Genomic DNA, 21,167 nt, shown 5'->3' with positions numbered 1-21,167 from the left:
CAAGAAGAAAGATAAAAATTTTTGATATATAATTGAGGTGTATTATGAAAAAGTATGAAAAAATGTTAATTGCAATTAATGAAATTGATTTTAATTGTTATTCAAACAAAGGAGATTGGCTTTACATTGCGAATAAAAAAGATACAAAAAAAGGACTTTTTAGATTACCTAACTATATCCATTTCTTTGTATCAATAAATGAGCAGCGTATGCCTTCTGAGATCGGAGTAGTAAAGAAGATAAATGGTCAAATAAATGCAAAAGAACTAGCAGAACTCGACTATATAAGCAGAAAAAAAGACTTAAAGCTTCTAACCGATGAAACTATTAAAGAATATGAATGGTTTTTAGAAAAAGTTAATGCCCAACCTGAACATACTCCAATGGCAGTAACTTGGTTAGAAAAATTATTCCCTAAAAAAGAGAAAGAACTGAGGGTACATAAAAAGTACTTTACGGGACTATCAAAAGAAGAAAAAAAGGAATTGTTTGAAACCTAATACAATTTATTAAACTAACGGGTGCGTTTCTTTAAGAAGGAGATGTGCTCTTTTTTATTGAAGTATCGTAAGGCGCTTAAGATTGATCTTAAAGTATAAAGGGAGAGTGAGGAAGATGGATGTGTTCGCAAAACAATATGACTGGATCAAACGCACAAGAGAATCACTATTTAATTATTGTGAAACTTTATCAACTTTAGATTATATAAAAGAACGTGAAGCATTTGGAGGTGATTCAATACGCAATCTTCATGCTCATGTAGCCAATTGTTATAGAGTATGGTTAGGGAATAGGGCTTTGGGAAAAACACTTCCAGAAATAAATTCAGAGTATATAAATAACGTAAAGGAAATGCGAGAGGTTTTTAGAAAAACGGATATATTGGTTAATGAATTTCTAAATGAGTTTGAAGGAAAATGGGATAAGACTATTCAAGTAACCTTTGCAAGGGGAGGTAGGAATACGTTTACCACATTATGGCTTTTCACTCATACAGCCACCCACGAATTTCATCATAAAGGGCAAATTGTAAAAATCGGTAGACAACTAGGATATATACCACCAGATACGGATCTCATTGAACCATGATTAGTAAAACACAGCATCAGGAAATACTGGTGAAAAACCAAGTATTAGTTATTCAACAAACGGGTGCATTTCTTCAAAAAGGGAAGTGTACTTTTTTATTGAGTAAACAACGGTTATTTGATGAGATACAATTATAAAATTGGCTTTTTCCAATTATTTGAAACTATATTTAATTAAATGTCGTATAATTAATATCATTATAGAAAATGAAGGGGAGGGATTGCTATTTTTCAGATCAAAGGTTTAAAAAGTTTTTTGTCTTTTCTACTCATTGGAATCCTTTTAATAATTAGCAGTTGTTCCTCAAATAGTACCTCAAAATCTATTCCTCCAGATGAAAATATAACTATTATTAATAAAGTATTAAAACATCAATTTACTGGACCTGATAAAAATTTAGTCAAGTTATTGAACGACCCCGAAAATGCTACAATTATTGGGGGAGATAAAGAAACCTCTGATGGTAATCCTACCCAGTTAGACTTATATTTAGAAGAAATGTATAAACCGTCTTTTACAGAAGAAATGTACAGTCAATTTATTGGGGAATATGCTTTAACATATCAGGGTCTTGCGGAATGGAAGGGGTATGAAATTAAAATTAACCAAATTGAGATTAAACAAAATAAAGATAATGATAAAAATTATTACTTTACTGCAAACGTTAACTATCAGAGTAAAGGGAGCAGTGAAAAATCGACCACTATTAAGGGGAATGTTCATTTTTCAGAAGATGATAAAATAAGCAAATTTGAACTCCTTTCAGATGGTGGTTTATCAATCAAAATGAAGTAAACTACTCACTTTAAAACTAAGTAGAATTTTTAATGAGTTATTCAACAATCGGGTGCATTTCTTCAAGAAGGAGAAGTGCGAAAAGAGGATTTCCTCATCGTTGTAATTATTGCATTTTGTATTATATAGGGGAGGGAAGACGTTGGAAGAAAAGGTCTCATGAATACTCAGATGATTTTGCATGGTGTTATGGATGTGGAAGACTAAATGAGAATGGCCATCATTTTAGAACAGGTTGGCAAGGGGATACCACGATAACGATTTATAAACCACTTCCCGAACATACAGCACTACCTGGCTTTGTTTATGGCGGACTGATTGCATCGTTAATAGATTGTCATGGTACAGGATTAGCGTCATTGGCATTGCAACAGAAAAATGTAGAACAGGAGGGTGGAAACTCAGAGCCACCACGATTTGTGACTGCATCTTTAAAGGTAGATTTTTTAAAGCCGACTCCACATGGTGTTCCGTTAAAAGCAATTGGTGTGGTAGAAGAGGTCATCCTAAGAAGTGGAAAGTCTATACAGAAGTATTTGCTGAAGAAACTCTTTGCGCAAAGGGAGAAGTCGTTACGGTTATTATGCCCGCAACGTTTAAGCAAAAATAGAATTATTTTAAACTTCGGTATAATCGTATAGAAATGTTATGGAATTCTTTTCAGGAAGCGAAGGAATCATTATATAGCATAGACATATTCATATACAGATATAAGTTATTCAACAAACGGTGCATTTCTTCAAGAAGAAGGAGTGCTCTTTTTTATCAACTAAGTAAAGAGAAAAGAAATATAAAGCAGCATTATTCAATAAGTTAATGGGTAAAGGGAGGGAGCTTTCTGAAAAAATTTCTTTATTTTTCAATGATTGGTATTGTTATTGGTGGATTAATATCATATTTATTACTCGATTACCAAGACCAGAGCTATGAAATTAAGAATTACTATGGGACAGATAAAACTGTAACTGAATGGGACTGGGTTACGATCTCATACACTGGAACTATTATTATAATTGTGTCTATACTATGTTCTGTTATATGGACAATTATAGAAAAGAAAAAGCTCAGAGATTAATTATTTAATCTTAAACAAACGGGTACGTTTCTCCAAGAAGGAAAAATGCTTTTTAATAGATAAGAACAACTTGTCTATAAAATCAAAAATTGCGGTTAATAATGTTTAGTGATATTGTAGTTAAATTAATAATTAGAGGTGAAAGTAATGGTCAGAAGAATATAGATAGCCTCCTGAAATCGAAATAAGAAGAAGTTCCTGTTTTAGGAGGCTATTTTAATTATAGGAGATGACCTTTTGATGAAACAAAATAAATATGATGATGCAAAATTCTTTTCTGCTTATGAAAAAATGCCAAGATCGGTAAAAGGGCTTGAAGGAGCAGGAGAATGGCATGTTTTAAAAGAGCTTATGCCACAGTTAAAAGATAAGACTCTATTGGATTTGGGTTGTGGATTTGGATGGCATTGTTTATATGCACGTGAACAACAAGCAAGGGCAGTAACAGGTGTTGATATTTCAGAAAAAATGCTTAGCAAAGCACGTGAACAAACAGACGGTCCATACATTTCATATATAAACTCATCCATTGAAGATATAGATTTTCCAGACTCTTCATTTGATGTAGTTTTTAGTTCTTTGGCATTTCATTATTTAAAGTCTTTTGAAGAAGTTTGCAAAAAGGTTTATGATTCCCTTAAGCCAGAGGGGACTTTCCTTTTTTCAGTTGAACACCCAATCTTTACATCGAGAAAAGAACAAGATTGGTATTACGATGAACAAGGTAACCTATTACACTGGCCTGTAGATAATTATCAAACAGAAGGAATACGAGAAACAACATTTTTAACGGAAAATGTAATTAAATATCATCGTACGATCTCAACATATATAAATAACCTACTTGATGCTGGTTTCAATATAAAAGCAGTCAATGAACCAGTACCTTCGGATCAAATGTTAAAGGAAATTCCGGAAATGCTCCATGAAACCCGAAGACCTATGTTTTTAATAATTCTTGCTGAGAAGCTTTAATATTATTTAATTTTTCGTTCCTACAAAAGTAGGAACGTTTTTTATTAGATGGGAACTTTCAACAAAGTATATGACTAATAAAAGGTAAATAATTATTCAACAATCGGGTCCGATTATCCAAGAAGGATTAACGCTCCTTTTTAATGAACTTATTTAACAAGCGTAGCAGAATTGTTGAAGAAGAGATAAAGGATATTTCATTACTATAAAGGGGACTAACAATGAAAAGAAATATTCAAGTTATTGACGGAGCCATTAATAGTACATTTGATGTCTTTGAAATATCTTTTCCAAACGGACGTAATGTATCATTTATAGATGACTTTCCACACTTAGAGAATGATGCTGAATTTTGGTTTAATCTTTACAGTAATAAACTTGAGAAAAGCAAAGTTAATGGTATTCATGGAACAATCCATTCTACAGGAAGTTACGTAGAAAAAACAGAGTTTCCGAATAGGAAAGAATCTGATGTATTAAATAAATGAAAAGGAGTTTATTCAACAAACGGATGCGTTTCTTCAAGAAGGACGTCAATGGATCCAGTCATTGGTCTGGATGTAGCGAAAGAAGAAAGTCAGGTTCAAGCCTTTTTACGAAGAAAAACACCATACAAAAAAAGCTTTAAGTTCAACCACGGTTGAAGGACTTAAACGTTTGAATTAATCAGTTAGCCAATATATCAGGTTGATTTTTAGACTTACTACTGTTAGACCTTATCGAAAATCGATAAGGCTTTATTTTATTTAATTTTGTTAGCTATATCATAAAAACGATATGTTTCAGCTGTTGGAATTACATATTATCCTTTATGAGTTTCTTCAACCTATTTTGAACCTCATATTACATATAAGAATACGATATGGCAGACAGATGTTAGGTTGACAAAACTGGAATTAATTTATGTATAGGAAGTGGTAACGTTGTATTTTTTTAATACCGTACGCTCTGTTGATAAGGTCTTGTCTGGCGGCTATGGGCTGATTGCTTATACATCCGACCGTGGAGGGGATTTTGATATTTGGTTATTTAACACTCGAAATGGCGTGAATGTACAGCTGACAAATGAATTGGGGGATTCGTTTTCGAATCCAGTATGGTCGCCGGATAGTAGTAAAATCGCTTTTGTAGGGAGGAACAGAATCCTCTATATTATACATCTTACGACCGGCTTAATTAGCAATATAGACCAGCTGGAGGAAGAGGCGGATTTCGCATTGGATTGGTCGCCCGATAGCGAAAGATTGGCATATACGAAGCAGAACCACATTATCTTGTATAACGTCACGTCACACGAGGTAGGAAGCATTATACTGCCTGGCTCATCTGATGTACAGTGGTTTCCAAACGGTGTGGAACTGCTGTTTCAAGCACCAGATGCATCCGGAATCAGTCAGCTTTTCCGGATTCGAACAGATGGATCCGAGAAACAGAAAATTACCAGTAACACGGAGGGCCCTCTTCATAATGCCCAGCTATCTCCTGACGGAACTTTTGCGCTTTATACAACGCCTGGCGTCAGTATCTCGATCATTCACACCGTGGAGCTTTCAACAAGTAATGTGTTTGAAGTGAAAGGGGGACCACTCGCAAAAAACTACTTCCCGAAATGGTCTCCTGATTCTTTGAAAATTGCATACAGTGCTACTGCTTCTAACGATACGGGATATTTTTCGCAGGTCAGAACCGTCGGGCGTCAAGCAGAAAATGACAGGATATGGGCAGTCTCCAATTGTTTTGCTACACCTATTACATGGTCACCGGATGGAAGGAAAATTGCTTATCTTTCTGGTTGTACTGAACAGGAATTTGCCCATGAAATGTGGGTTTTTGATTTTAAACACCCTGTCCCTATTCGGCTGATTGAAGGAGTTAGAATTATGGCTCTGCAATGGTCACCTACTCCTATTATTGATGTATCCAGAAAGACATATACCAACCCAGTCTACAAGGTAAAATTTCTATATCCGTCGCATTGGCAAAAAGTAAATGATGAAAGATACGAAGGTGTTGACGGCTTTTTTCAAATTTCAGCTATTTCATCAGGTGGTAGCATTAATGAGGTGTGCCGCGGGGAAGCTTCCCACCCATTAATGCCATACGGTTCACGGCCCAGCATTTTTAAAACACAAATTCAAAACCAAGAGGCATGCCTCATTTTTCCTTCTGCCGATCAACCGGCAGAAATGTTGAGACAGGCCGCTTTGATCGTAAGGTATCCAAAGCCGATTCAAATCCAAGAAACAGATTACAATTACTTTATCTTATGGGCAGACGAGCGGCATATTAAGAAAATAACTTCAAGTCTCAAGTTTTTGCCGTAAATAAAAGAGTAGCGGAGTTACCACCCTATTAATGTATTCCATAAACAAATTAAGTCCTTGTTCAACAAACGGGTGCGTTAGTTGAAGATTCTGCTGTAATTATTGTAGAATGTAAATCATAAATAAACCCATCTCCAAAGAGGTGGGTTTTGGTTTTATTTTCAACTTACTTATTATTCGTAACAAAAAATTTATTCCCTAAAGGTAACAATTGTTGTTGTTTTAAAAGTGTATCTAAATTATCAATTAAAGTATGGATGTCTTCTAACAATGAATGAGTGTTATTGGTTAATATGCGTTTGATGTTATCCTCCATATTGTACGGAATAAAATTACATTGTTTCTGAACAATCGATATTAATTTTTTCTCGCCTGGATGTGGTAACTCATTGATTGCGAATAACACGTCAAAATAACTCGCAAGGAACTCCGTCACTCTATGATTGATACTTATGTAGTCATTTCTCTTAAGAGCCTTCTCAATTTGGTAATAGTAGGACGTAATACTATCCCTTAAGAGAGGATAGTTTTTGGCGATGATATTCTTTTTGAGCTGGAATGGAAACGTCATAGTAACTTTTTTCTGTAACTTTTTTAACCGTTCATCTCGGTCATATAATATTTCTGAATGTAAATAGTTGCTCCAAAAACAAGTTGAATAGCCAACCTTTGCTTCATAATCCACCAACGTTTTATTTAATTCTCTTTCAATCCAAGCGAAATTTCGGTAAATGATTTCAATCCCGATTTGAGGACTTCTAAGTTCGCCATCGTCTTCCGTCTCCCAATATTGATTGTTAATTTCCATGTAGTCAGAATAGGCATCCAATATCGACTTTCTTTTACCAGGAGAAATTTCTTTATCAGAGTAGATGTAAAGGTCAATATCGGAATTTTCATCTTGAGTATTAGTAGATAAAGAGCCTGAAAGTAATACGCCTCCAACTTCATCTAATTCCGAAAAAGACGAAGAAATTTTTGTGATAATTTCACAGACTTTGGTCATTAATAGAACTCCTTTTATTATCGAATTTTGAATATTGCTAATTTTATCATTCCTACAAGCTGGACGTAAGATATTTTTAAAAGACATCAAATATAAAAAATTTAATAACTGGGGAATAAACCAGAGAAGGGTAGACTTCGGGAAAATTTGTTATTAAAAGATTGTTAGCGAGATTCTTTATAGCTTTGTAGAAAAGGAATGAAAAAAGTAATTTTAGTTATTCAACAATCGGGTGCATTTCTTTAAGAAGGAGAAATGCTATTTTTTATTGAAATAAGGACTTAAATGGGTAAAGGTAGCATCCATTGATTTTGGGCCATCTGTCCAATAAATGGAATTAAGCCCATCATTGATGGGCTTTTTACAAGGCAAATGCTGATCAAGATCAACGTCAAATCTACCATAAGGAGTAATATGGTTATAAATTAAAGGAGAAAGTGCGCATAAATCCTCTTGTGTCATCTTCTCAAGCCATCCATGTTCCTTCATCGTCTTTTGGATTTTCAACGTGTTGATATACACCAAACAGTTCTGAAGCAGTTGAAGGGATCTAAGGCAGACCCACTAATGGGGAAGTTGGCGAAACATCTTTATGCATAGAAAGCCGAAACTAGCTTGGTTGATGTTCGGTTCTGGGTACGGTTGCTGAAATGCTATCGTCCTGTTCCGACTGAGTTGCTTCACTGGGTGGAATATGCCGCAGTAGTGACACAGTGAAAATTGCTACACCAATCAACATGATTGCACTTACTGTCGCGACTGTATTCATCCCACTGGTGAAAGCTTCCCTAGCGACGGCGAGAAGTTCCGTACCCAGTGGATCAGAGAGTTTTTGGGCTGCTTCCGTAGCGCCTACCAGGGTGTCACGAGCAGCCTCGGCCGCCTTAGGTGGAGTATCAACTGGAATGTTGTCAGCAATCTGGTTACGGTACACAGCTGTTCCGACGCTTCCCAGTACAGCAAGTCCCAGTGCGAAGCCAAATTCGGCGCTTGTCTGAGACATCCCACCTGCTAATCCCGCTTTCTCAGGTGGAACTGCTCCAATTATCATATTAGTAGACAGTGTCATTATTGGTCCACCCCCGAAGTTGGTAAGAGCATAACCTGTCACTAATATTGCAAACCCTGAGGCTTCATTAACCTGGGTAAGTAAAAAGAGACCTGTCACCGAGAACGCTAATCCTGCCCCAATTAAGTATGCAGGTCGTATTCGACGTGCTAGGAGTGGGGACATCATGAAACTAATAATTTGTGCTGCTACTGTGGGCAGCATCCAGATGGCTGTTCTCAATGGTGTCAGTCCCTCAACCAGCTGGAGATATTGAGTGACCAGCAACATAATCACACCCATCAGCATGGGAACGAACAACTGGCCTCCTAAAGCAGTACTTATCGAACGGCTGGAAAACAGGCGCAGGTCCAACAATGGATCATTCAGTGCTCGCTGTCGACGTAGGAATATCACACTAACAATTAAGCCGAATATAATCGCTACGATACTCAACGTTTGCCAGCCGTCCTTTGACAGTTCTTTAATTCCATATATGATTGGAAGGATAGCAGCAAGAGACAGGAAAACACTTGCCAGGTCGATACGGCCGGCATTAGTGTCACGATACTCTGGTAATAGTAATGGTCCAAGTAGAAGTAACAGCACCATCGCCGGTACACCCAGTAAGAATACTGATCCCCACCAGAAATTTTCCAGCATTACTCCACCAACTAATGGACCGATGGCAGCTCCAACCATGGCACCGACCATCCAAATACTGATGGCTACACCACGTTGGCTGGGATTGACAAACATGTTACTGATCAATGCCAGGGTGGAGGGGGCTAGAGTAGCTCCCGCAACCCCTAGCAAAGCACGGGCTCCTATCAACATTTCAGGACTTGTGGAGAATGCAGCAACCAGTGAACTAATTCCGAATGTAGCGGCACCAATCAAAAGTAGTTTACGACGACCGATACGATCTCCCAGAGTTCCCATCGTAATCAAAAACCCTGCTACCATGAACACGTATATGTCCATAATCCACAACTGTTCAACACTACTGGCACCCAGATCTGCACTCAAATATGGTAGGGCCAAAACCAGAACGAAGAGATCAATTGCAACAAGCAAGGATGCCAGAACCAATACCGCTAGCCCGATCCACTCCCGAATGCCCGCCTGCTGGTTAGACCCGGTCATATCATTCGTCATCGATTTTTCTCCACTGTTGACTCTTTCTGTAGATACTCGCCCAGTTTGTCTAGCATAATCTTCGTGCCGTGTTCACGCTGAGCTGCCGTATCATGGCCATCGAGGAAGACTCCTTGTTCGGTGTAGATGAGCTGAGTGCCAGCTTCTGTATGCTTGAACTCCACCGTGGTCACGGATACCGATATACGTATTTCATCAAGATCCATCGTATAGGAATAGACGATACGCTGATCCGGAACAATCTCCTGGTAGCAAGCATCAAAGGTAAAGACTGGTCCTCCTTTGGGACCACCTTGATTGTACTCACGCCCGCCAACTCGAAAGTCGAATTCGTCAGCCTTCGGAAACCACTTTGCCTTGGCTGCGGGATCTGCCCAGGCGGCGAACACTCGTTCAGGTGGAGTATTATAGGTCTTTTCAATAACAAAAGTGTCGTGTGTTGCAAAGCGTTTGTTCATCATTTATTCCTCCCTTTAGGTTGGATCATTTGAATGCTTGTCGAGAAAGTCGCCTAGCTTGTCGAAGTGGTGCTCCATACTTGATCGTCGTTCAGTAAAAAACTTTTCATGGCTCTTTTTCATCATGCTTAATAATTTTGTGAAATCCTCAACCGCCAACGGCTCTTCCATTTCCATCAGACTCGTTACATTTTGTAATTCTTTTAAAAGCTTCTGTTGAATTCTGATATGTTCTCTAAGTCGATCGATTTGAAGCGATACAATTTTGAATGGATTGTAATTGTCATCAGCTAGAATCGATTTAACTTCATCGAGTGATAAACCTAGTTCCTTTAATGCGAGTATTTGTTGAAGGCGTGAAAGGTCAGATTCGTTATACAACCTGTATCCTGAGTTAGAATATCCAGATGGAGAATACAAGCCAATTTGATCATAATACCGCAATGTTCGAACGGTTAACCCTGTTAATTTGGCAAGTTCCCCAACTTTCCAATATTTCTTACCTGCAATGATCATCCCCTCATTTCGCGCGAATATTAATTACCGGTGGCTTTAATATAAACCATTACGTGACGTAAGGGTCAAGTTAATATATAAAATTTATTTTAAAGAGTGAAAGTCTGGATAATTACTAATCGACTCATTAAACATAGAATATTGAGGATATAGTGAGAAAAAGTCTTTATATAACAAATTCCTTTGATATTTGGGAATTTTGCGGAGTTTCATTTTAGTTGGAAAAGGATAACCCTGATTCAATATTGGAGAAGTTTTGAACAGCTCGAAGCCTACGCACATGGTAAAAACACATTTGGTTGCCTGGAAAGAATTTAATAATAAAATAGGAAACGATGGAACCGTTGGTATTTATCATGAGTATTTCTTGACTCACATCTCACTTCTAAACTGAAGCCATGATAAACTTTTTAGGTGAATACAAGTTTAATTTGAAACAAGTAACTAGTTTTAACAATCTTCGACCACTTAATTGAAAGGCTCCTAAAAAAGTCGGTTTCCTTTTCCTTACTGTACGGGAAATCGGCTTTTTTAATCATATTGAGTCCTTAGCGTACGATTTTTCTAAAATGCTGATGGTACCTAATAAAGAAAGTAGCACATGCTCACAGTATGGAAAAACTGATTATTACATGTAATCTAGAGAACATGGCTTCAAGAAAAACATGTAAGTTGGAGGAGGTAATCTTTTAGAAATCGTTGATGTCCCAGAAAACAATGTTATGTATCAACGAGGAGAAAAGAAAAAATTTATATATGTATGGGTTTGCAAATAATTTAGGAGCCGCAGTCTTATCAACAATCGGGTGCATTTCTGTAATAAGAATGTACCCTTCATTATATTGAGCAAGATAGTAGAAATAAAGAAAAGAATAAAGAACTAACATTTGTTTATGAAATAAAGTTATTAGCAAGTAGTCGGCAAAAAAATAAATTTTAAAAACTTTTTTATTATTGTGATCCAAATCAAAACTCTCTTCGTTAGCTTTATGAAACTATCAAAAAATAGATTAAATAAGGAGAGAGTTAAACATGAATAAGAAAATAAAAAAAGCATTAATTGCGGTCCCGTTAAGTGTATCTTTATTAATCCCTACTTTTAATGTAGTAGATGCGCATGGCCACGAAAGTCACAGAAAAGGTTATATGTCAGCTGAGGTAACGAACCCTGCAATCGATCTTCGTGCATCGTTGGACACTCTTTTATCAGAGCATGCGTTCCTAGCAGTAGTAGTGATGCAAAAAGGAATTGACGGAAAAGAAGATTTTGAGGCAGCTGCCGGTCAACTTAACCAAAACACAGAAGCACTATCTAAAGCTGTAGCATCTGTTTATGGTGAAGAAGCTGGTGCTCAATTTAAAGAAATCTGGAGCAGCCATATCGGCTATTTCGTAGATTACGTAACCGCGACGGCTAAAAATAACGAAGAAGGAAGAAAGCAAGCACTTGTTGAGTTAGATGAATACCGTGTGACACAAGCTGATTTCCTTGATAAAGCTACTGAAGGCCGTTTAAAAGCAAAAGACCTTGAAGAAGGATTAAAAGTTCACGTGGATCAACTGATTTGGGCGTTTGAAAGCTACCGAACTGGTGACTATGACAAAGCGTACGACAACATTACAGAAGCTATGCACCACATGTTCATGACAGGAAAAGGTTTATCTTGGGCAATCACAGATCAGTTCCCAGAGAAGTTTGAAAATAAATCAGTAGATACCCCTGCAGCTGACCTTCGAGCTGACTTGAACAACGTATTCTCTACGCATGCAGCACTAGCAGCTTTAACGATGCAAAAAGGTATTGATGGTGCGAAAGACTTTGAAGCAGCAGCAGCTGAACTGAACGAAAACACAGATGATATCACTGCAGCAGTAAAATCTGTATATGGTGCAGAAGGTGCAGCTCAATTTAAAGAAATCTGGAGCAGCCACATTGGCTATTTCGTAGATTATGTAACAGCAACAGCTGAAAAGGACGAAGAAGGCAAACAGAAGGCCATTAAGGAACTAGATGAGTACCGAGCAGAACAAGCAGCATTCCTAGATACAGCAACAGAAGGACGTCTAAAAGCAGCTGACTTAGAGGAAGGTTTAAAAGTACACGTTGATCAACTGCTTGCAGCGTTCAACAGCTACACTGGAAAAGACTATGCAGCAGCTTACAAGAACATCTCTGAAGCGTATGCACACATGTTCGGTGTAGATCAACTGCTTGTAATAAAGACATTTGGAAAGAAAGTTCATCATTTGAGTCTGGAAGTTACACGATGATTAGGGAGAAAGATAAGATTGGTTTTATTTACGATAATTCTGTAGTTGATCGATTTTAGCCTAATAAAGAAAATAAATATATGTGGCGCATTGGGGTGCAGATGTTACTAATAAAAGTTTAAAGGTTAAAGCAGTGTATGAAAATACCTCGGAACCCACACATTGAATTGAGACTATATTAAGTGGAACTCCCATACTATGGTGCAGATGCAGTCACGCAGTCACGTATAGCTTTACTAATACCAGGTATGTGGAAGTTAAATGCATATTGTTAATGAAAAATATTTGGGTTCAGTATTTGTTAAAGTACATAAAAAATAAAGAATTATAAACTAGTGAATAGGACAATTGTTTCGAGTTATTTCACAAACGGGTGCATTTCTTCAAGAAGGGGAAGCACCATTTTAAGGGCAACGAAAAGAACCAAGATCCCAGGATCATAGTTCTATTTTTTATTCATTAAACATCCCAGAAATCACTTAACTTTGTGTTTGAATCTATTTCTTTTAGTCTGCCAAGTATTATCCTCATAATGGTACCATCGGGTTTATATTCTGGATCGTTCAGTAGGGGTAATAATCTAGCTTTAGGTAAATTTGTCTTATTACACAGCCATTCCAAATCAAGACTATGTTGTTTAAGCCAATCCCCTAATTTTGTTGTTCTATGTACGGATACCATCTAATTTCCTCCTATAAGACCATAATGAAGATCTATTTATAGTTTTCGTTTTACAAAGGTGATTCTTGTCGATTATTTAAATTAATGTAAAAAATAACAAATTATGATATTAAAAAAGAACCCCAAGGGGAAAAAAGTTTCCATTTAGTGAGAGATTAAAGGTTGTTGTGCTCGAATCAGTAATATAGTTTACGCTAAACCTAAAATGATCTGAATAAACTTGGAGCCCTTCTCTGAGGAGAAGGGCTCCAAGTTTATTCAACCCAAAAGTCACTTAATTTAACGGTAGAATCCTTATTTTTAACAACGCTATATACTTTTCTTTTTATTGAACCACTTGGTTTGAAAGATTCATCGTACAAAACCCTCATGATAATAGATAATGGCAAACCCGTTTTTTGAAGTAACCAATCTTTTTCTAATCCATTTAACTCCAGCCACAGTCCTAACTCAGTTTTCCTGTGAAGTTTTGAGCTCAATGACTTTTTTCCTCCCTTTCATCAGTTTAATTAGTATATAAAACTATTATTAATACCCCAATTATAAATAAATCAAACAAATTTATGGATTTTTTTATCTTTTATTATATTCTCTTAATACAAAGAGACTAGTACACTTTAAATATTATCGGGACTTTCGCTTTACTGATTAGTATGAAAAGCCCTTCTCTTCGGAGAGGAACTTAATTTTTCAAAAATGTATTAGAATATATTTCATAATTAATTAGAATTAATTTTAGTTTCTTTGATCTTACTGAAAGGTGAGTTTTTTTTTCCAATAAAGTAGAGTAAGCTACTAGATAACGGGGTAAGTTCAAGGAAGTATTTTTATAAATAGGAACTAATTTTTTGGAGAGCATCCGAATTTTGTATTATTACTCCATATTAGCATGGACCTCAAAATTCACTCTCAGATTGGGATAATAATCATTCCTCCAGTCTTTTAATTCATGGTAGGAAATCAGATGATGAAATTGTTGGCCAAACCCAAAAATATCTGTATGGCTACTTTGTGTTTGCTTAAGTAAATCGTAAAACCGCTTTTCAGTAACCCTTTCAAGTTCTTTCCTAATCCTATTATTTGTGGTTCCTTCTTTTCTTTCCAAAATATTTATTTTTAAATTCAAGTCACTTAATACCTGCGGTTTTTTATTTTTCATGGAAGTTTTATTTTGTACTGAACTGTTTGTAATCATAACAGTGGCAACACCCAGGTTCTCTATTTTTCCTTTTACATTTTTGTTTTGGAACATATTAATAAACTGACTTTCCTCTGGGCTGATTCTATCAATTAACTTTCCTTTCCGTAAAATTTCGGAGCCCTCAAAAACTAATACTGTATCTTTTCCAGCGCGGACTGCCGGAACGGCAATATCTTTTGTAGATAAAAACGGACTTCGATACACTTCCCAAATAGGGGTATTAAGGAGTTCGGGTGCCCAGCCAACGCCTTTATTAAAATAATCATATATAGCTGAGGCATTGACACCTAATTTATCGTTTATGTTTGATAACACTTTATCGACGTTATCATCTGTAATGGCTACCAATGCTCTTGACGGAATTTCTTCTGAACCCATTAAGAACTTTATAAGGCTCCTTAATTCTCGTTGGTTATTTGCCAAGTTTTTTTGGATGACTATTAATTGTATTTGAGAGAAATCAACGGCATTTTCAGAGTTTGTTCGAATTTTCCCGAGTACACTTGCGACGGATTCGCCTTTCTCAGTTACAATTCTCGAGATTTGGTTGTTACTTTTCGGTATGGGGATCTGCAAGGTTAATCTATACTCTTCATCATCTTCCTTGGAAATTCCCATGACTAAAGGAATGGATCGCTTATTTATGTCTTTAATATCCCAGCACCCGCATAGCGAGATTGTTGACATGAATACGATTAAAAATTTATAGAAGTTATTATTTCTCATACCGTATCACGCCTCTTTTCGATAAGAAACCATAGATAAAAATGGTAAATGGAATAACAATCATAGAATAAGCTTGGGCACCTGTACTCCACAGAAAGAATTTTTCAACCAAAGATTGGTTTGGAACAAAGAACGCAAAAACAAATGAGATAACAGAAAAAGCAATAATCCAATATGAGGATTTCACTCTCCGACTTGTAACTATTTTTCGCATTACTTGGCTGATCATCCAAAGCATAACTGAATTAGCCACTATTACTAAACCAACCAACGATAAACCGAAGAACATCGTTTGTCGGTTGAACGAAAACCAGCTAATTTCTACTGAATCCATTGCTTCCAAAAAAGGGTTAGTCAGTGTCACTACCGTATCTTGTCCAAATATAAATAGCGGGATATACACTACAGATAGAAAAAATAGCGTTACACTAGCGCATGCTATAAAAAGTTGACGGAAGGACAATTTTGTTTTGGAAGCCATAAATCCCAAAAATAAAAACGATGAAAATCCCAAAAGATAGAAAAATTTAATGTTGAATAAGAACCTCGCAGGTGAATTCCAAGCTGGAGTAACGTTATGTATATCAAAATTTATAACAGAAGAGAAAATGTTAAATAACACTAAAGGAATAACGATCAAGAAAATAAAAATCGAGGAGCGGAAAATGGTGCCTAAACCTTTTATAGCTGTATATACCGAAATGAAATATAACAATATCAAAATCGACCAATAAGGGGTCCTAGGCAAAAATACCGAAATTATGACTTCGGTGTGCAGCCGAATATTGAACGCAACTAACGCAATCAGATTGATTACAAATGGGGTAAGAATAATAATCGTAGCCCATCTCCCCATTTTTAAATAAATATCAATGACGTCATTTTCGGGAAAATAATTTAAACCTTTTATGTAAATCCAAATTAAAATCCATTGCAGAAAACCTTGAAACATAACCACTTCCCAATGAGCTGTTTTCGTTAACGCATAAATGAGATTAGGATAGACCAAATAGCCAATACTTAATTGAATGAGTATAAAAACAATTACGATTTGTATCCGCTGCGTCACTTTGTGTCACCTTCTTGTTCAATCTTAAACGTTAGATAAGGAATATCATCGGATGTTAAACTTGCCAGATATATTACCGTAAAGATGAAACCAGTCCATACACCTAAAATACCGAAAAGTGATGCTAAAACTAAAATAGGATATTTGAGAAGACGAATGTACAAAGAATTCTGCATTCCGACTACTGCCGAACTTGCAATTACAACCGCGGTGATCACTATTACTAACAAATTACTGACTAATTTGGCTTCTACCATTGCCTGACCCAGGATTATACCTCCTACCATTGTAATAGAAGGGCCTACGCTCTTAGGAAGTCTCACAATCGCTTCAAGTATTAAATCAACTATAACGACCATTAAAATGGTTTCGAGAAATGCCGATAAAGGAATACCCTCCCTACTTTTTGCGACAAACAGAGCAAGATCAGCTCTAAATATCCCAGGGTTAACTGACACTAAGGCAACATATAAGGCAGGAAGTACCACTGTGGCCATCGCGCCTATTACTCTAAAAATTCGAAGCATAAATGTCAGAACAAAAGGGAAATTGCGATCATTTTCAATACTAAACATATCCCAAATTAGATTTGGAAAAACTAGGGCGAAGGGGTAGTTATCCATAAAAAGAACGATTCTGTTCTTTTTTAAGGAATGAATGGCTTGAATCGGTAGTTCAGTAGTGGATAAATGGCTGACAGGACTCAACCTACGTTTCCCAAATTGTCTATTAAGATCATCAATGGTTTCAATGTCTGAATTAATTTGCATTAACTGCTGGTTGACCTTTTCAATAAGTATATTGGGGGTTCTTCCTTTAATGTAGAGCATGGAAAGCCTTCTTTTATCCAGGTCTCCGACTTGATAGGAAGAATGGCAAAGACGTTCAGTGTTCAATCTTTTTCTGATCATTCCAATATTAATATTAATATCCTCACCAAAGGCATCCATTGAGGCTTGAATAGCACTTTCATTTTTAGGCTCTTCAATGCTCCTACTCAGATTTTGGGCGATAGGATCTACTATGACATTCTCTTCGTTATCTTTTGAAACGATGACTAATTTGCCCTCTAATATGGCTTTTAGTAATTGTTCTGTATCAACTTCAATCTGGTCACTAAGGTTTATGAAGAGTGCTTTTACTGAAGAAGACGAAGCAGCTATTTGTTGAACATATAATTTCGACTTAGGTAAATCAATTAGCGTATTAAATCCAATAAGATAGATTGCTGTTTTATCTACTAGTTCTTCTTCGATGAAAAAATCGTGGTGATTAGAAAACTTGGATTTAATTTCTTTTACTATATTCTTCATTAATTTACCCCTTAACAAACAGAAATCTAGTAAATTATTTCCAATAAAGAGAGTTTTTATACGATAAATCATGAATAACTAACCAAAGAGGAAGGATGGTATGGGAAGCTAGGGTAATGGTCCAAAAGCCGTTTCTATCTTTCCTGATTTCCATTACAGTTGGTTTAGCAGAGGGGGATGGATTTGCTGCCGCAGGTATGATAATGCTGTTATTATCTAGCTTTCTAATAATCGATTTGATTACCTTGTTAGCTGGGATATTTGCTTCTTGTAATTCAGTCGAAAAAGGGTAGGATAGTGCAGCGTTCCAGTAATGAGTTATTCCATAATCGGGTGCTTTTCTTTAAGAAGGAGATGTGCTCTTTTTTATTGAACTAAAGTACAGGTTAGCAAATGGGGTGAACTATGAGAATAAGGAAAGCTGTATCAAATGATGCTAAAGGTATATCTATAGTACAGGTTGATTGCTGGAAAACGACATATAAAGATATCGTTCCGGATGCATATTTAAATCAGATGACATATGAAAGCAGAGAGCAAAAATGGAGAGAGATAATCTTGAAATCAAGTTTTTTCGTTGCTGAAAACGGTGAGGGTAAAATCGTTGGATTCTCAAATGGTGGAATAGAACGGACCGGAACTATCCAACTTATATAGGCGAATTATATGCGATCTATATATTAAAGGAATACCAAAGGAATGGGATAGGCAAGTTATTGTTGGAACCTATTATTAAAGAGTTAACTAAACAGGATATTTTTTCAATGATTGTTTTAGTTTTAGAAGCGAATAGATCTAAACAGTTTTATAAGACGCTTGGAGCAAAAGAAATTGACAAAATAAAAATAGAAATCTTAGGGAAACAGCTAAATGAAATTGTTTATGGATGGGATGACATAAGAACAATATTCTAATTCTATTATTCAACAAACGGGTGCATTTCTTGAAGAAGGAGAGATGCACTTTTTTATTGAACTTATTCAACAAACGGGCAGGATACTTGAATAAGTTTCAGTGAAAGTGTGACTATTAGCAATAAAATTACAGAAGAAGAACGAGTATTGGAGGTGAATAATGAAAAAATATAGTCAATTTTTAATCGTTTGCTTGGTGTTCTCTTTTACTTTTACAGGATGTTCCACTCATATGACCTCTGTAAGCAAGGATTGGCAAGTTAGTCCCACTTTTAAAGTGAATAATTATGTTATGGTTGGAGAAGAAGGGCGATTAGGTTTTATTGTTGGTCCGTTTCAGAGCAAAAAAGGTGAACTTCTTGATAAACAACCTTTTATCGCAGGAAAAGGCAGTAAATTCATGTGGCATCTTTGGGGGAAACCAGAAGAATTAAAAGGAAAATTTAAAGTTGAAGCTGTGAATCAAAAAGGAGAAAGACAAAAAGTTTTAATTATAAATAGTAAAAAAACATATGAATTTGTATGGCATTATCCGAGTGTTGGTGGTCGGAATAATGGGGCAGATGCGCATGTGCCTTCGGGAATGATTTTTCCAAAAGAAGCTGGGTTGTGGCGATTAAATGTTTATATCGGTAATGAATTATTTGGAAATATTGTAGTCGAGGTAGAGAAATAAAGTTTTTTCTTAACCAATGGGTGCATTTCTTCAAGAAGGAGAAATGCTCTTTTTTATTGAACTATTGGCTAAGAGATGGTTCTAATTTACTCAAGAAGGTGAATATGTGATCAATTATTTAGGAACACCTAAAAATAGAAACAAACCGCTTGCTCCTTAGAAAACTTGAAATAACAGATACACAAAATGTGTTTGACCATTGGCTTTCAGACGATCGCGTAACAGATAATCGAGTCAATGCAGCACACAAGTCCGTTGCTGAAACCTACGATAGGATAGATAAGATCCTTAGTAAATATAATGATCTGGATTTCTGTTATTGGGGTATTGAGTTGAAGAATAGCGATGAACTAATTGGAGAAATTGATTTATATGATTTTGACAGCTCCACTGATAATTGTCAGGTAAGTTATTCTCTCGGATACAATTGGTGGAATAGAGGCTATGGAACAGAGGCATTAAAAGCAGTAGTGGAATTTGGATTTAAGTATATGGAATATACACAAAATATCGGCAGCACATAACACTGATAATCCTGCTTCAGGAAGAATTATGAGTAAAGTTGGAATGGAACGAGAAGGGATCATAAGACATATGATTCGAAATGCAAAACGTCAATACAAAGATTGTGCCGTCTGTGGTATCCTGCAAAAAGATTATATGGAGATGAATAATACTGAGCAAACCTCTATCACAAAATTGAATGATACACCACTGAATACCAATATGAATGCGATAGCACAATTATTAAATGCCTTTAAACTAACTTGGTCGTTAAAATTGAGTTCAAAATGGACCATACATAATCCCGCAAAAGGACAGTGTGGAGTAACATCATTAGTTGTACAAGATATCTTAGGTGGAGAAATACATAAAACATCTACGTTTGAAGGATGGCATTATTACAATATCATTCAGAATAGACGCTATGACTTTACAGAATCTCAATTCAGTAAAAGTGTCGATTTTACGAAGATATTCCTTCTAGTAGGGAAGAAGCTCTTTTGGATACGAACCTGGATCAGTACAATTACTTAAAAAATAGTGTTTTAGTTGAGCTAAGTAAATATAAACAAAAATCTTTTTAATACATTATTCAACAATCGGGTGCATTTCTTCAAGAAGAACTTCTATTTTCGATAGGGGTGAAACATTTGTTTAGCAAAATACATAAGTACTTTAGGCAGCAAGAAACAAATGATAAAAAATACATTTCTGTTCCAGAAAGTGAGATTAACGACGAATTAAAAGTAAGAATAATTGAGCTGGAAAAAGTAGGAGATGAATTCAGTAAAGTTCTTCAAAGAAAATATGCAAAGGCTTTTGAAAGTCAAGGAAAACAGAACCTAAAAATTTGGGTGTGCAGGGATATTGATGGAACTGAAGAAGAAGACTTATCTTCTAAACGTTGTTTAGAAAAAGAATATCGCTCTCAGATAGCAATAGATTTTGAGGGTCCAAAATGTGATGAAGATTTATATGCAGATACACTTGAGTTATGGTATTACATTGGTGGGTATTTTAAAGGTTCGGGAACATTATATAATTTATCAAAAAATGATTTAGCTACAGATATTGAAGAAACTTTGAAAGTGTTTCTTAAATGACTTAGTGATCTTTTCTCTTATTTAACAATCGGGTGCATTTCTTCAAGAAGTAGAAGAACACTTTTTCTTGAATTAAAAGTTCAAGTCTCTTATATTAGGAGGAATATTAACCTTGGATAATTTAAGATATTTTCTTCTAAAAAGAATGATTAATTAATTTTTAGGTTTCTAACTGATATATGCAAAGTTAGCAGTAAACTAATAAAGTAATAAGGATTACTTCAGTAAAATAAGGTATATTATATTGTTGAATAGATTCTCTTGT

25 protein-coding genes and 3 pseudogenes are annotated in these 21,167 nt (G+C 35.8%); 18 read left to right on the top strand and 10 right to left on the bottom strand.

Annotated features, from left to right (window positions below; genetic code table 11):
* Positions 1-44: 44 nt before the first annotated feature.
* From IEV52_RS21570 to IEV52_RS21535, 8 genes and pseudogenes are all read left to right on the top strand, one after another.
* Positions 45-500, top strand: a complete 456-nt coding sequence (locus tag IEV52_RS21570; RefSeq protein WP_188404619.1) for a hypothetical protein — start codon at positions 45-47, stop codon at positions 498-500.
* Between the two features lie 115 nt (positions 501-615).
* A complete protein-coding gene (locus IEV52_RS21565) occupies positions 616-1,089 on the top strand; it encodes a DinB family protein (protein WP_188404618.1) in 474 nt (157 codons plus the stop codon).
* A gap of 255 nt (positions 1,090-1,344) precedes the next feature.
* The gene (locus IEV52_RS21560) at positions 1,345-1,884 is read left to right on the top strand and encodes a hypothetical protein (protein WP_188404617.1); all 540 of its coding nucleotides are present in this window, start codon (positions 1,345-1,347) and stop codon (positions 1,882-1,884) included.
* A gap of 125 nt (positions 1,885-2,009) precedes the next feature.
* A pseudogene (locus IEV52_RS21555) lies at positions 2,010-2,494 on the top strand (PaaI family thioesterase).
* Between the two features lie 252 nt (positions 2,495-2,746).
* A complete protein-coding gene (locus IEV52_RS21550) occupies positions 2,747-2,959 on the top strand; it encodes a hypothetical protein (protein ID WP_188404616.1) in 213 nt (70 codons plus the stop codon).
* 240 nt (positions 2,960-3,199) lie between these two features.
* Positions 3,200-3,934, top strand: a complete 735-nt coding sequence (locus IEV52_RS21545; RefSeq protein ID WP_188404615.1) for a class I SAM-dependent methyltransferase — start codon at positions 3,200-3,202, stop codon at positions 3,932-3,934.
* A 221-nt stretch (positions 3,935-4,155) separates the two neighbouring features.
* Positions 4,156-4,422: a hypothetical protein gene (locus tag IEV52_RS21540; RefSeq protein ID WP_188404614.1), complete on the top strand. Its 267-nt coding sequence runs from the start codon at positions 4,156-4,158 to the stop codon at positions 4,420-4,422.
* A gap of 435 nt (positions 4,423-4,857) precedes the next feature.
* Positions 4,858-6,258, top strand: coding sequence for a hypothetical protein (locus IEV52_RS21535; protein WP_229754410.1), 1,401 nt, complete (start codon positions 4,858-4,860; stop codon positions 6,256-6,258).
* A 166-nt stretch (positions 6,259-6,424) separates the two neighbouring features.
* Here IEV52_RS21535 and IEV52_RS21530 read toward each other — a convergent pair whose 3' ends face one another.
* The 5 genes and pseudogenes from IEV52_RS21530 to IEV52_RS21510 form a co-directional block, all read right to left on the bottom strand.
* Entirely contained in the window at positions 6,425-7,264 is an 840-nt protein-coding gene (locus IEV52_RS21530; RefSeq protein WP_188404612.1) for a nucleotidyltransferase domain-containing protein, read from the bottom strand.
* 366 nt (positions 7,265-7,630) lie between these two features.
* Positions 7,631-7,813 (bottom strand): annotated as a pseudogene (locus IEV52_RS22865) (Tn3 family transposase); the annotation flags it as partial.
* A gap of 61 nt (positions 7,814-7,874) precedes the next feature.
* Complete coding sequence (locus IEV52_RS21520) at positions 7,875-9,470, bottom strand: MFS transporter (RefSeq protein WP_188404611.1); 1,596 nt, start codon at positions 9,468-9,470, stop codon at positions 7,875-7,877.
* Positions 9,467-9,928: an SRPBCC family protein gene (locus tag IEV52_RS21515; protein WP_188404610.1), complete on the bottom strand. Its 462-nt coding sequence runs from the start codon at positions 9,926-9,928 to the stop codon at positions 9,467-9,469. The genes IEV52_RS21520 and IEV52_RS21515 overlap by 4 nt, the downstream gene beginning before the upstream one ends.
* A gap of 15 nt (positions 9,929-9,943) precedes the next feature.
* Positions 9,944-10,444, bottom strand: a complete 501-nt coding sequence (locus IEV52_RS21510) for a MerR family transcriptional regulator (RefSeq protein WP_188404609.1) — start codon at positions 10,442-10,444, stop codon at positions 9,944-9,946.
* A gap of 183 nt (positions 10,445-10,627) precedes the next feature.
* On the opposite strand from IEV52_RS21510, the gene IEV52_RS21505 reads away from it, so the two are divergent.
* The 3 genes from IEV52_RS21505 (at position 10,628) to IEV52_RS21500 (ending at position 12,715) form a co-directional block, all read left to right on the top strand.
* On the top strand, positions 10,628-10,762 hold the full coding sequence (locus IEV52_RS21505) for a monooxygenase family protein (RefSeq protein ID WP_308464591.1): 135 nt from the start codon (positions 10,628-10,630) through the stop codon (positions 10,760-10,762).
* Positions 10,725-10,838, top strand: coding sequence for a monooxygenase family protein (locus IEV52_RS22845; protein ID WP_373869447.1), 114 nt, complete (start codon positions 10,725-10,727; stop codon positions 10,836-10,838). The genes IEV52_RS21505 and IEV52_RS22845 overlap by 38 nt, the downstream gene beginning before the upstream one ends.
* A gap of 638 nt (positions 10,839-11,476) precedes the next feature.
* Positions 11,477-12,715 (top strand): copper amine oxidase, encoded by a 1,239-nt coding sequence (locus IEV52_RS21500; protein ID WP_188404608.1) that lies wholly within the window; start codon positions 11,477-11,479, stop codon positions 12,713-12,715.
* Positions 12,716-13,174: 459 nt separating this feature from the next.
* Here IEV52_RS21500 and IEV52_RS21495 read toward each other — a convergent pair whose 3' ends face one another.
* From IEV52_RS21495 to IEV52_RS21475, 5 genes are all read right to left on the bottom strand, one after another.
* Positions 13,175-13,396: a hypothetical protein gene (locus tag IEV52_RS21495; protein WP_188404607.1), complete on the bottom strand. Its 222-nt coding sequence runs from the start codon at positions 13,394-13,396 to the stop codon at positions 13,175-13,177.
* A gap of 254 nt (positions 13,397-13,650) precedes the next feature.
* Positions 13,651-13,875, bottom strand: coding sequence for a hypothetical protein (locus tag IEV52_RS21490; protein ID WP_188404606.1), 225 nt, complete (start codon positions 13,873-13,875; stop codon positions 13,651-13,653).
* Between the two features lie 395 nt (positions 13,876-14,270).
* Complete coding sequence (locus tag IEV52_RS21485; RefSeq protein WP_188404605.1) at positions 14,271-15,323, bottom strand: Ger(x)C family spore germination protein; 1,053 nt, start codon at positions 15,321-15,323, stop codon at positions 14,271-14,273.
* Entirely contained in the window at positions 15,313-16,392 is a 1,080-nt protein-coding gene (locus tag IEV52_RS21480; protein WP_188404604.1) for a GerAB/ArcD/ProY family transporter, read from the bottom strand. The genes IEV52_RS21485 and IEV52_RS21480 overlap by 11 nt, the downstream gene beginning before the upstream one ends.
* Entirely contained in the window at positions 16,389-17,705 is a 1,317-nt protein-coding gene (locus tag IEV52_RS21475; protein WP_188404603.1) for a spore germination protein, read from the bottom strand. The genes IEV52_RS21480 and IEV52_RS21475 overlap by 4 nt, the downstream gene beginning before the upstream one ends.
* Before the next feature lie 116 nt (positions 17,706-17,821).
* Here IEV52_RS21475 and IEV52_RS21470 point away from each other — a divergent pair, with 116 nt between their 5' ends.
* The 7 genes and pseudogenes from IEV52_RS21470 (at position 17,822) to IEV52_RS21445 (ending at position 20,902) form a co-directional block, all read left to right on the top strand.
* Positions 17,822-17,998, top strand: coding sequence for a hypothetical protein (locus IEV52_RS21470; RefSeq protein WP_188404602.1), 177 nt, complete (start codon positions 17,822-17,824; stop codon positions 17,996-17,998).
* A 112-nt stretch (positions 17,999-18,110) separates the two neighbouring features.
* On the top strand, positions 18,111-18,362 hold the full coding sequence (locus tag IEV52_RS22700) for a GNAT family N-acetyltransferase (protein WP_308464590.1): 252 nt from the start codon (positions 18,111-18,113) through the stop codon (positions 18,360-18,362).
* Complete coding sequence (locus tag IEV52_RS22695; RefSeq protein WP_308464592.1) at positions 18,314-18,619, top strand: GNAT family N-acetyltransferase; 306 nt, start codon at positions 18,314-18,316, stop codon at positions 18,617-18,619. The genes IEV52_RS22700 and IEV52_RS22695 overlap by 49 nt, the downstream gene beginning before the upstream one ends.
* 160 nt (positions 18,620-18,779) lie before the next feature.
* Positions 18,780-19,295 carry a hypothetical protein gene (locus tag IEV52_RS21460; RefSeq protein ID WP_188404601.1) on the top strand — a complete coding sequence of 172 codons (516 nt, stop codon included), beginning with the start codon at positions 18,780-18,782 and terminating at the stop codon, positions 19,293-19,295.
* Positions 19,296-19,483: 188 nt separating this feature from the next.
* Positions 19,484-19,819: a GNAT family N-acetyltransferase gene (locus IEV52_RS22450; protein WP_229754407.1), complete on the top strand. Its 336-nt coding sequence runs from the start codon at positions 19,484-19,486 to the stop codon at positions 19,817-19,819.
* Between the two features lie 202 nt (positions 19,820-20,021).
* Positions 20,022-20,383, top strand: a pseudogene (locus tag IEV52_RS21450) (YunG family protein).
* Between the two features lie 66 nt (positions 20,384-20,449).
* On the top strand, positions 20,450-20,902 hold the full coding sequence (locus tag IEV52_RS21445; RefSeq protein WP_188404600.1) for a hypothetical protein: 453 nt from the start codon (positions 20,450-20,452) through the stop codon (positions 20,900-20,902).
* Positions 20,903-21,167: the final 265 nt, after the last annotated feature.

Origin of the sequence: Fictibacillus barbaricus (genome assembly GCF_014635025.1) — a bacterium.
Classification (GTDB): Bacteria; Bacillota; Bacilli; order Bacillales; family Fictibacillaceae; genus Fictibacillus; species Fictibacillus barbaricus.
Note: the sequence above shows the minus strand (reverse complement) of the source record. Positions and strands in the feature narration are given on the sequence as shown.

Bases quoted from the DNA above. Each gene is read 5' to 3' on its own strand.
- IEV52_RS21570 (WP_188404619.1), top strand. From the start codon at position 45: ATGAAAAAGTATGAAAAAATGTTAATTGCAATTAATGAAATTGATTTT.
- IEV52_RS21565 (WP_188404618.1), top strand. From the start codon at position 616: ATGGATGTGTTCGCAAAACAATATGACTGGATCAAACGCACAAGAGAA.
- IEV52_RS21550 (WP_188404616.1), top strand. From the start codon at position 2,747: ATGATTGGTATTGTTATTGGTGGATTAATATCATATTTATTACTCGAT.
- IEV52_RS21545 (WP_188404615.1), top strand. From the start codon at position 3,200: ATGAAACAAAATAAATATGATGATGCAAAATTCTTTTCTGCTTATGAA.
- IEV52_RS21540 (WP_188404614.1), top strand. From the start codon at position 4,156: ATGAAAAGAAATATTCAAGTTATTGACGGAGCCATTAATAGTACATTT.
- IEV52_RS21530 (WP_188404612.1), bottom strand. From the start codon at position 7,264: ATGACCAAAGTCTGTGAAATTATCACAAAAATTTCTTCGTCTTTTTCG.
- IEV52_RS21520 (WP_188404611.1), bottom strand. From the start codon at position 9,470: ATGACGAATGATATGACCGGGTCTAACCAGCAGGCGGGCATTCGGGAG.
- IEV52_RS21515 (WP_188404610.1), bottom strand. From the start codon at position 9,928: ATGAACAAACGCTTTGCAACACACGACACTTTTGTTATTGAAAAGACC.
- IEV52_RS21510 (WP_188404609.1), bottom strand. From the start codon at position 10,444: ATGATCATTGCAGGTAAGAAATATTGGAAAGTTGGGGAACTTGCCAAA.
- IEV52_RS22845 (WP_373869447.1), top strand. From the start codon at position 10,725: ATGGTAAAAACACATTTGGTTGCCTGGAAAGAATTTAATAATAAAATA.
- IEV52_RS21500 (WP_188404608.1), top strand. From the start codon at position 11,477: ATGAATAAGAAAATAAAAAAAGCATTAATTGCGGTCCCGTTAAGTGTA.
- IEV52_RS21495 (WP_188404607.1), bottom strand. From the start codon at position 13,396: ATGGTATCCGTACATAGAACAACAAAATTAGGGGATTGGCTTAAACAA.
- IEV52_RS21485 (WP_188404605.1), bottom strand. From the start codon at position 15,323: ATGAGAAATAATAACTTCTATAAATTTTTAATCGTATTCATGTCAACA.
- IEV52_RS21475 (WP_188404603.1), bottom strand. From the start codon at position 17,705: ATGAAGAATATAGTAAAAGAAATTAAATCCAAGTTTTCTAATCACCAC.
- IEV52_RS21470 (WP_188404602.1), top strand. From the start codon at position 17,822: ATGGTCCAAAAGCCGTTTCTATCTTTCCTGATTTCCATTACAGTTGGT.
- IEV52_RS22700 (WP_308464590.1), top strand. From the start codon at position 18,111: ATGAGAATAAGGAAAGCTGTATCAAATGATGCTAAAGGTATATCTATA.
- IEV52_RS21460 (WP_188404601.1), top strand. From the start codon at position 18,780: ATGAAAAAATATAGTCAATTTTTAATCGTTTGCTTGGTGTTCTCTTTT.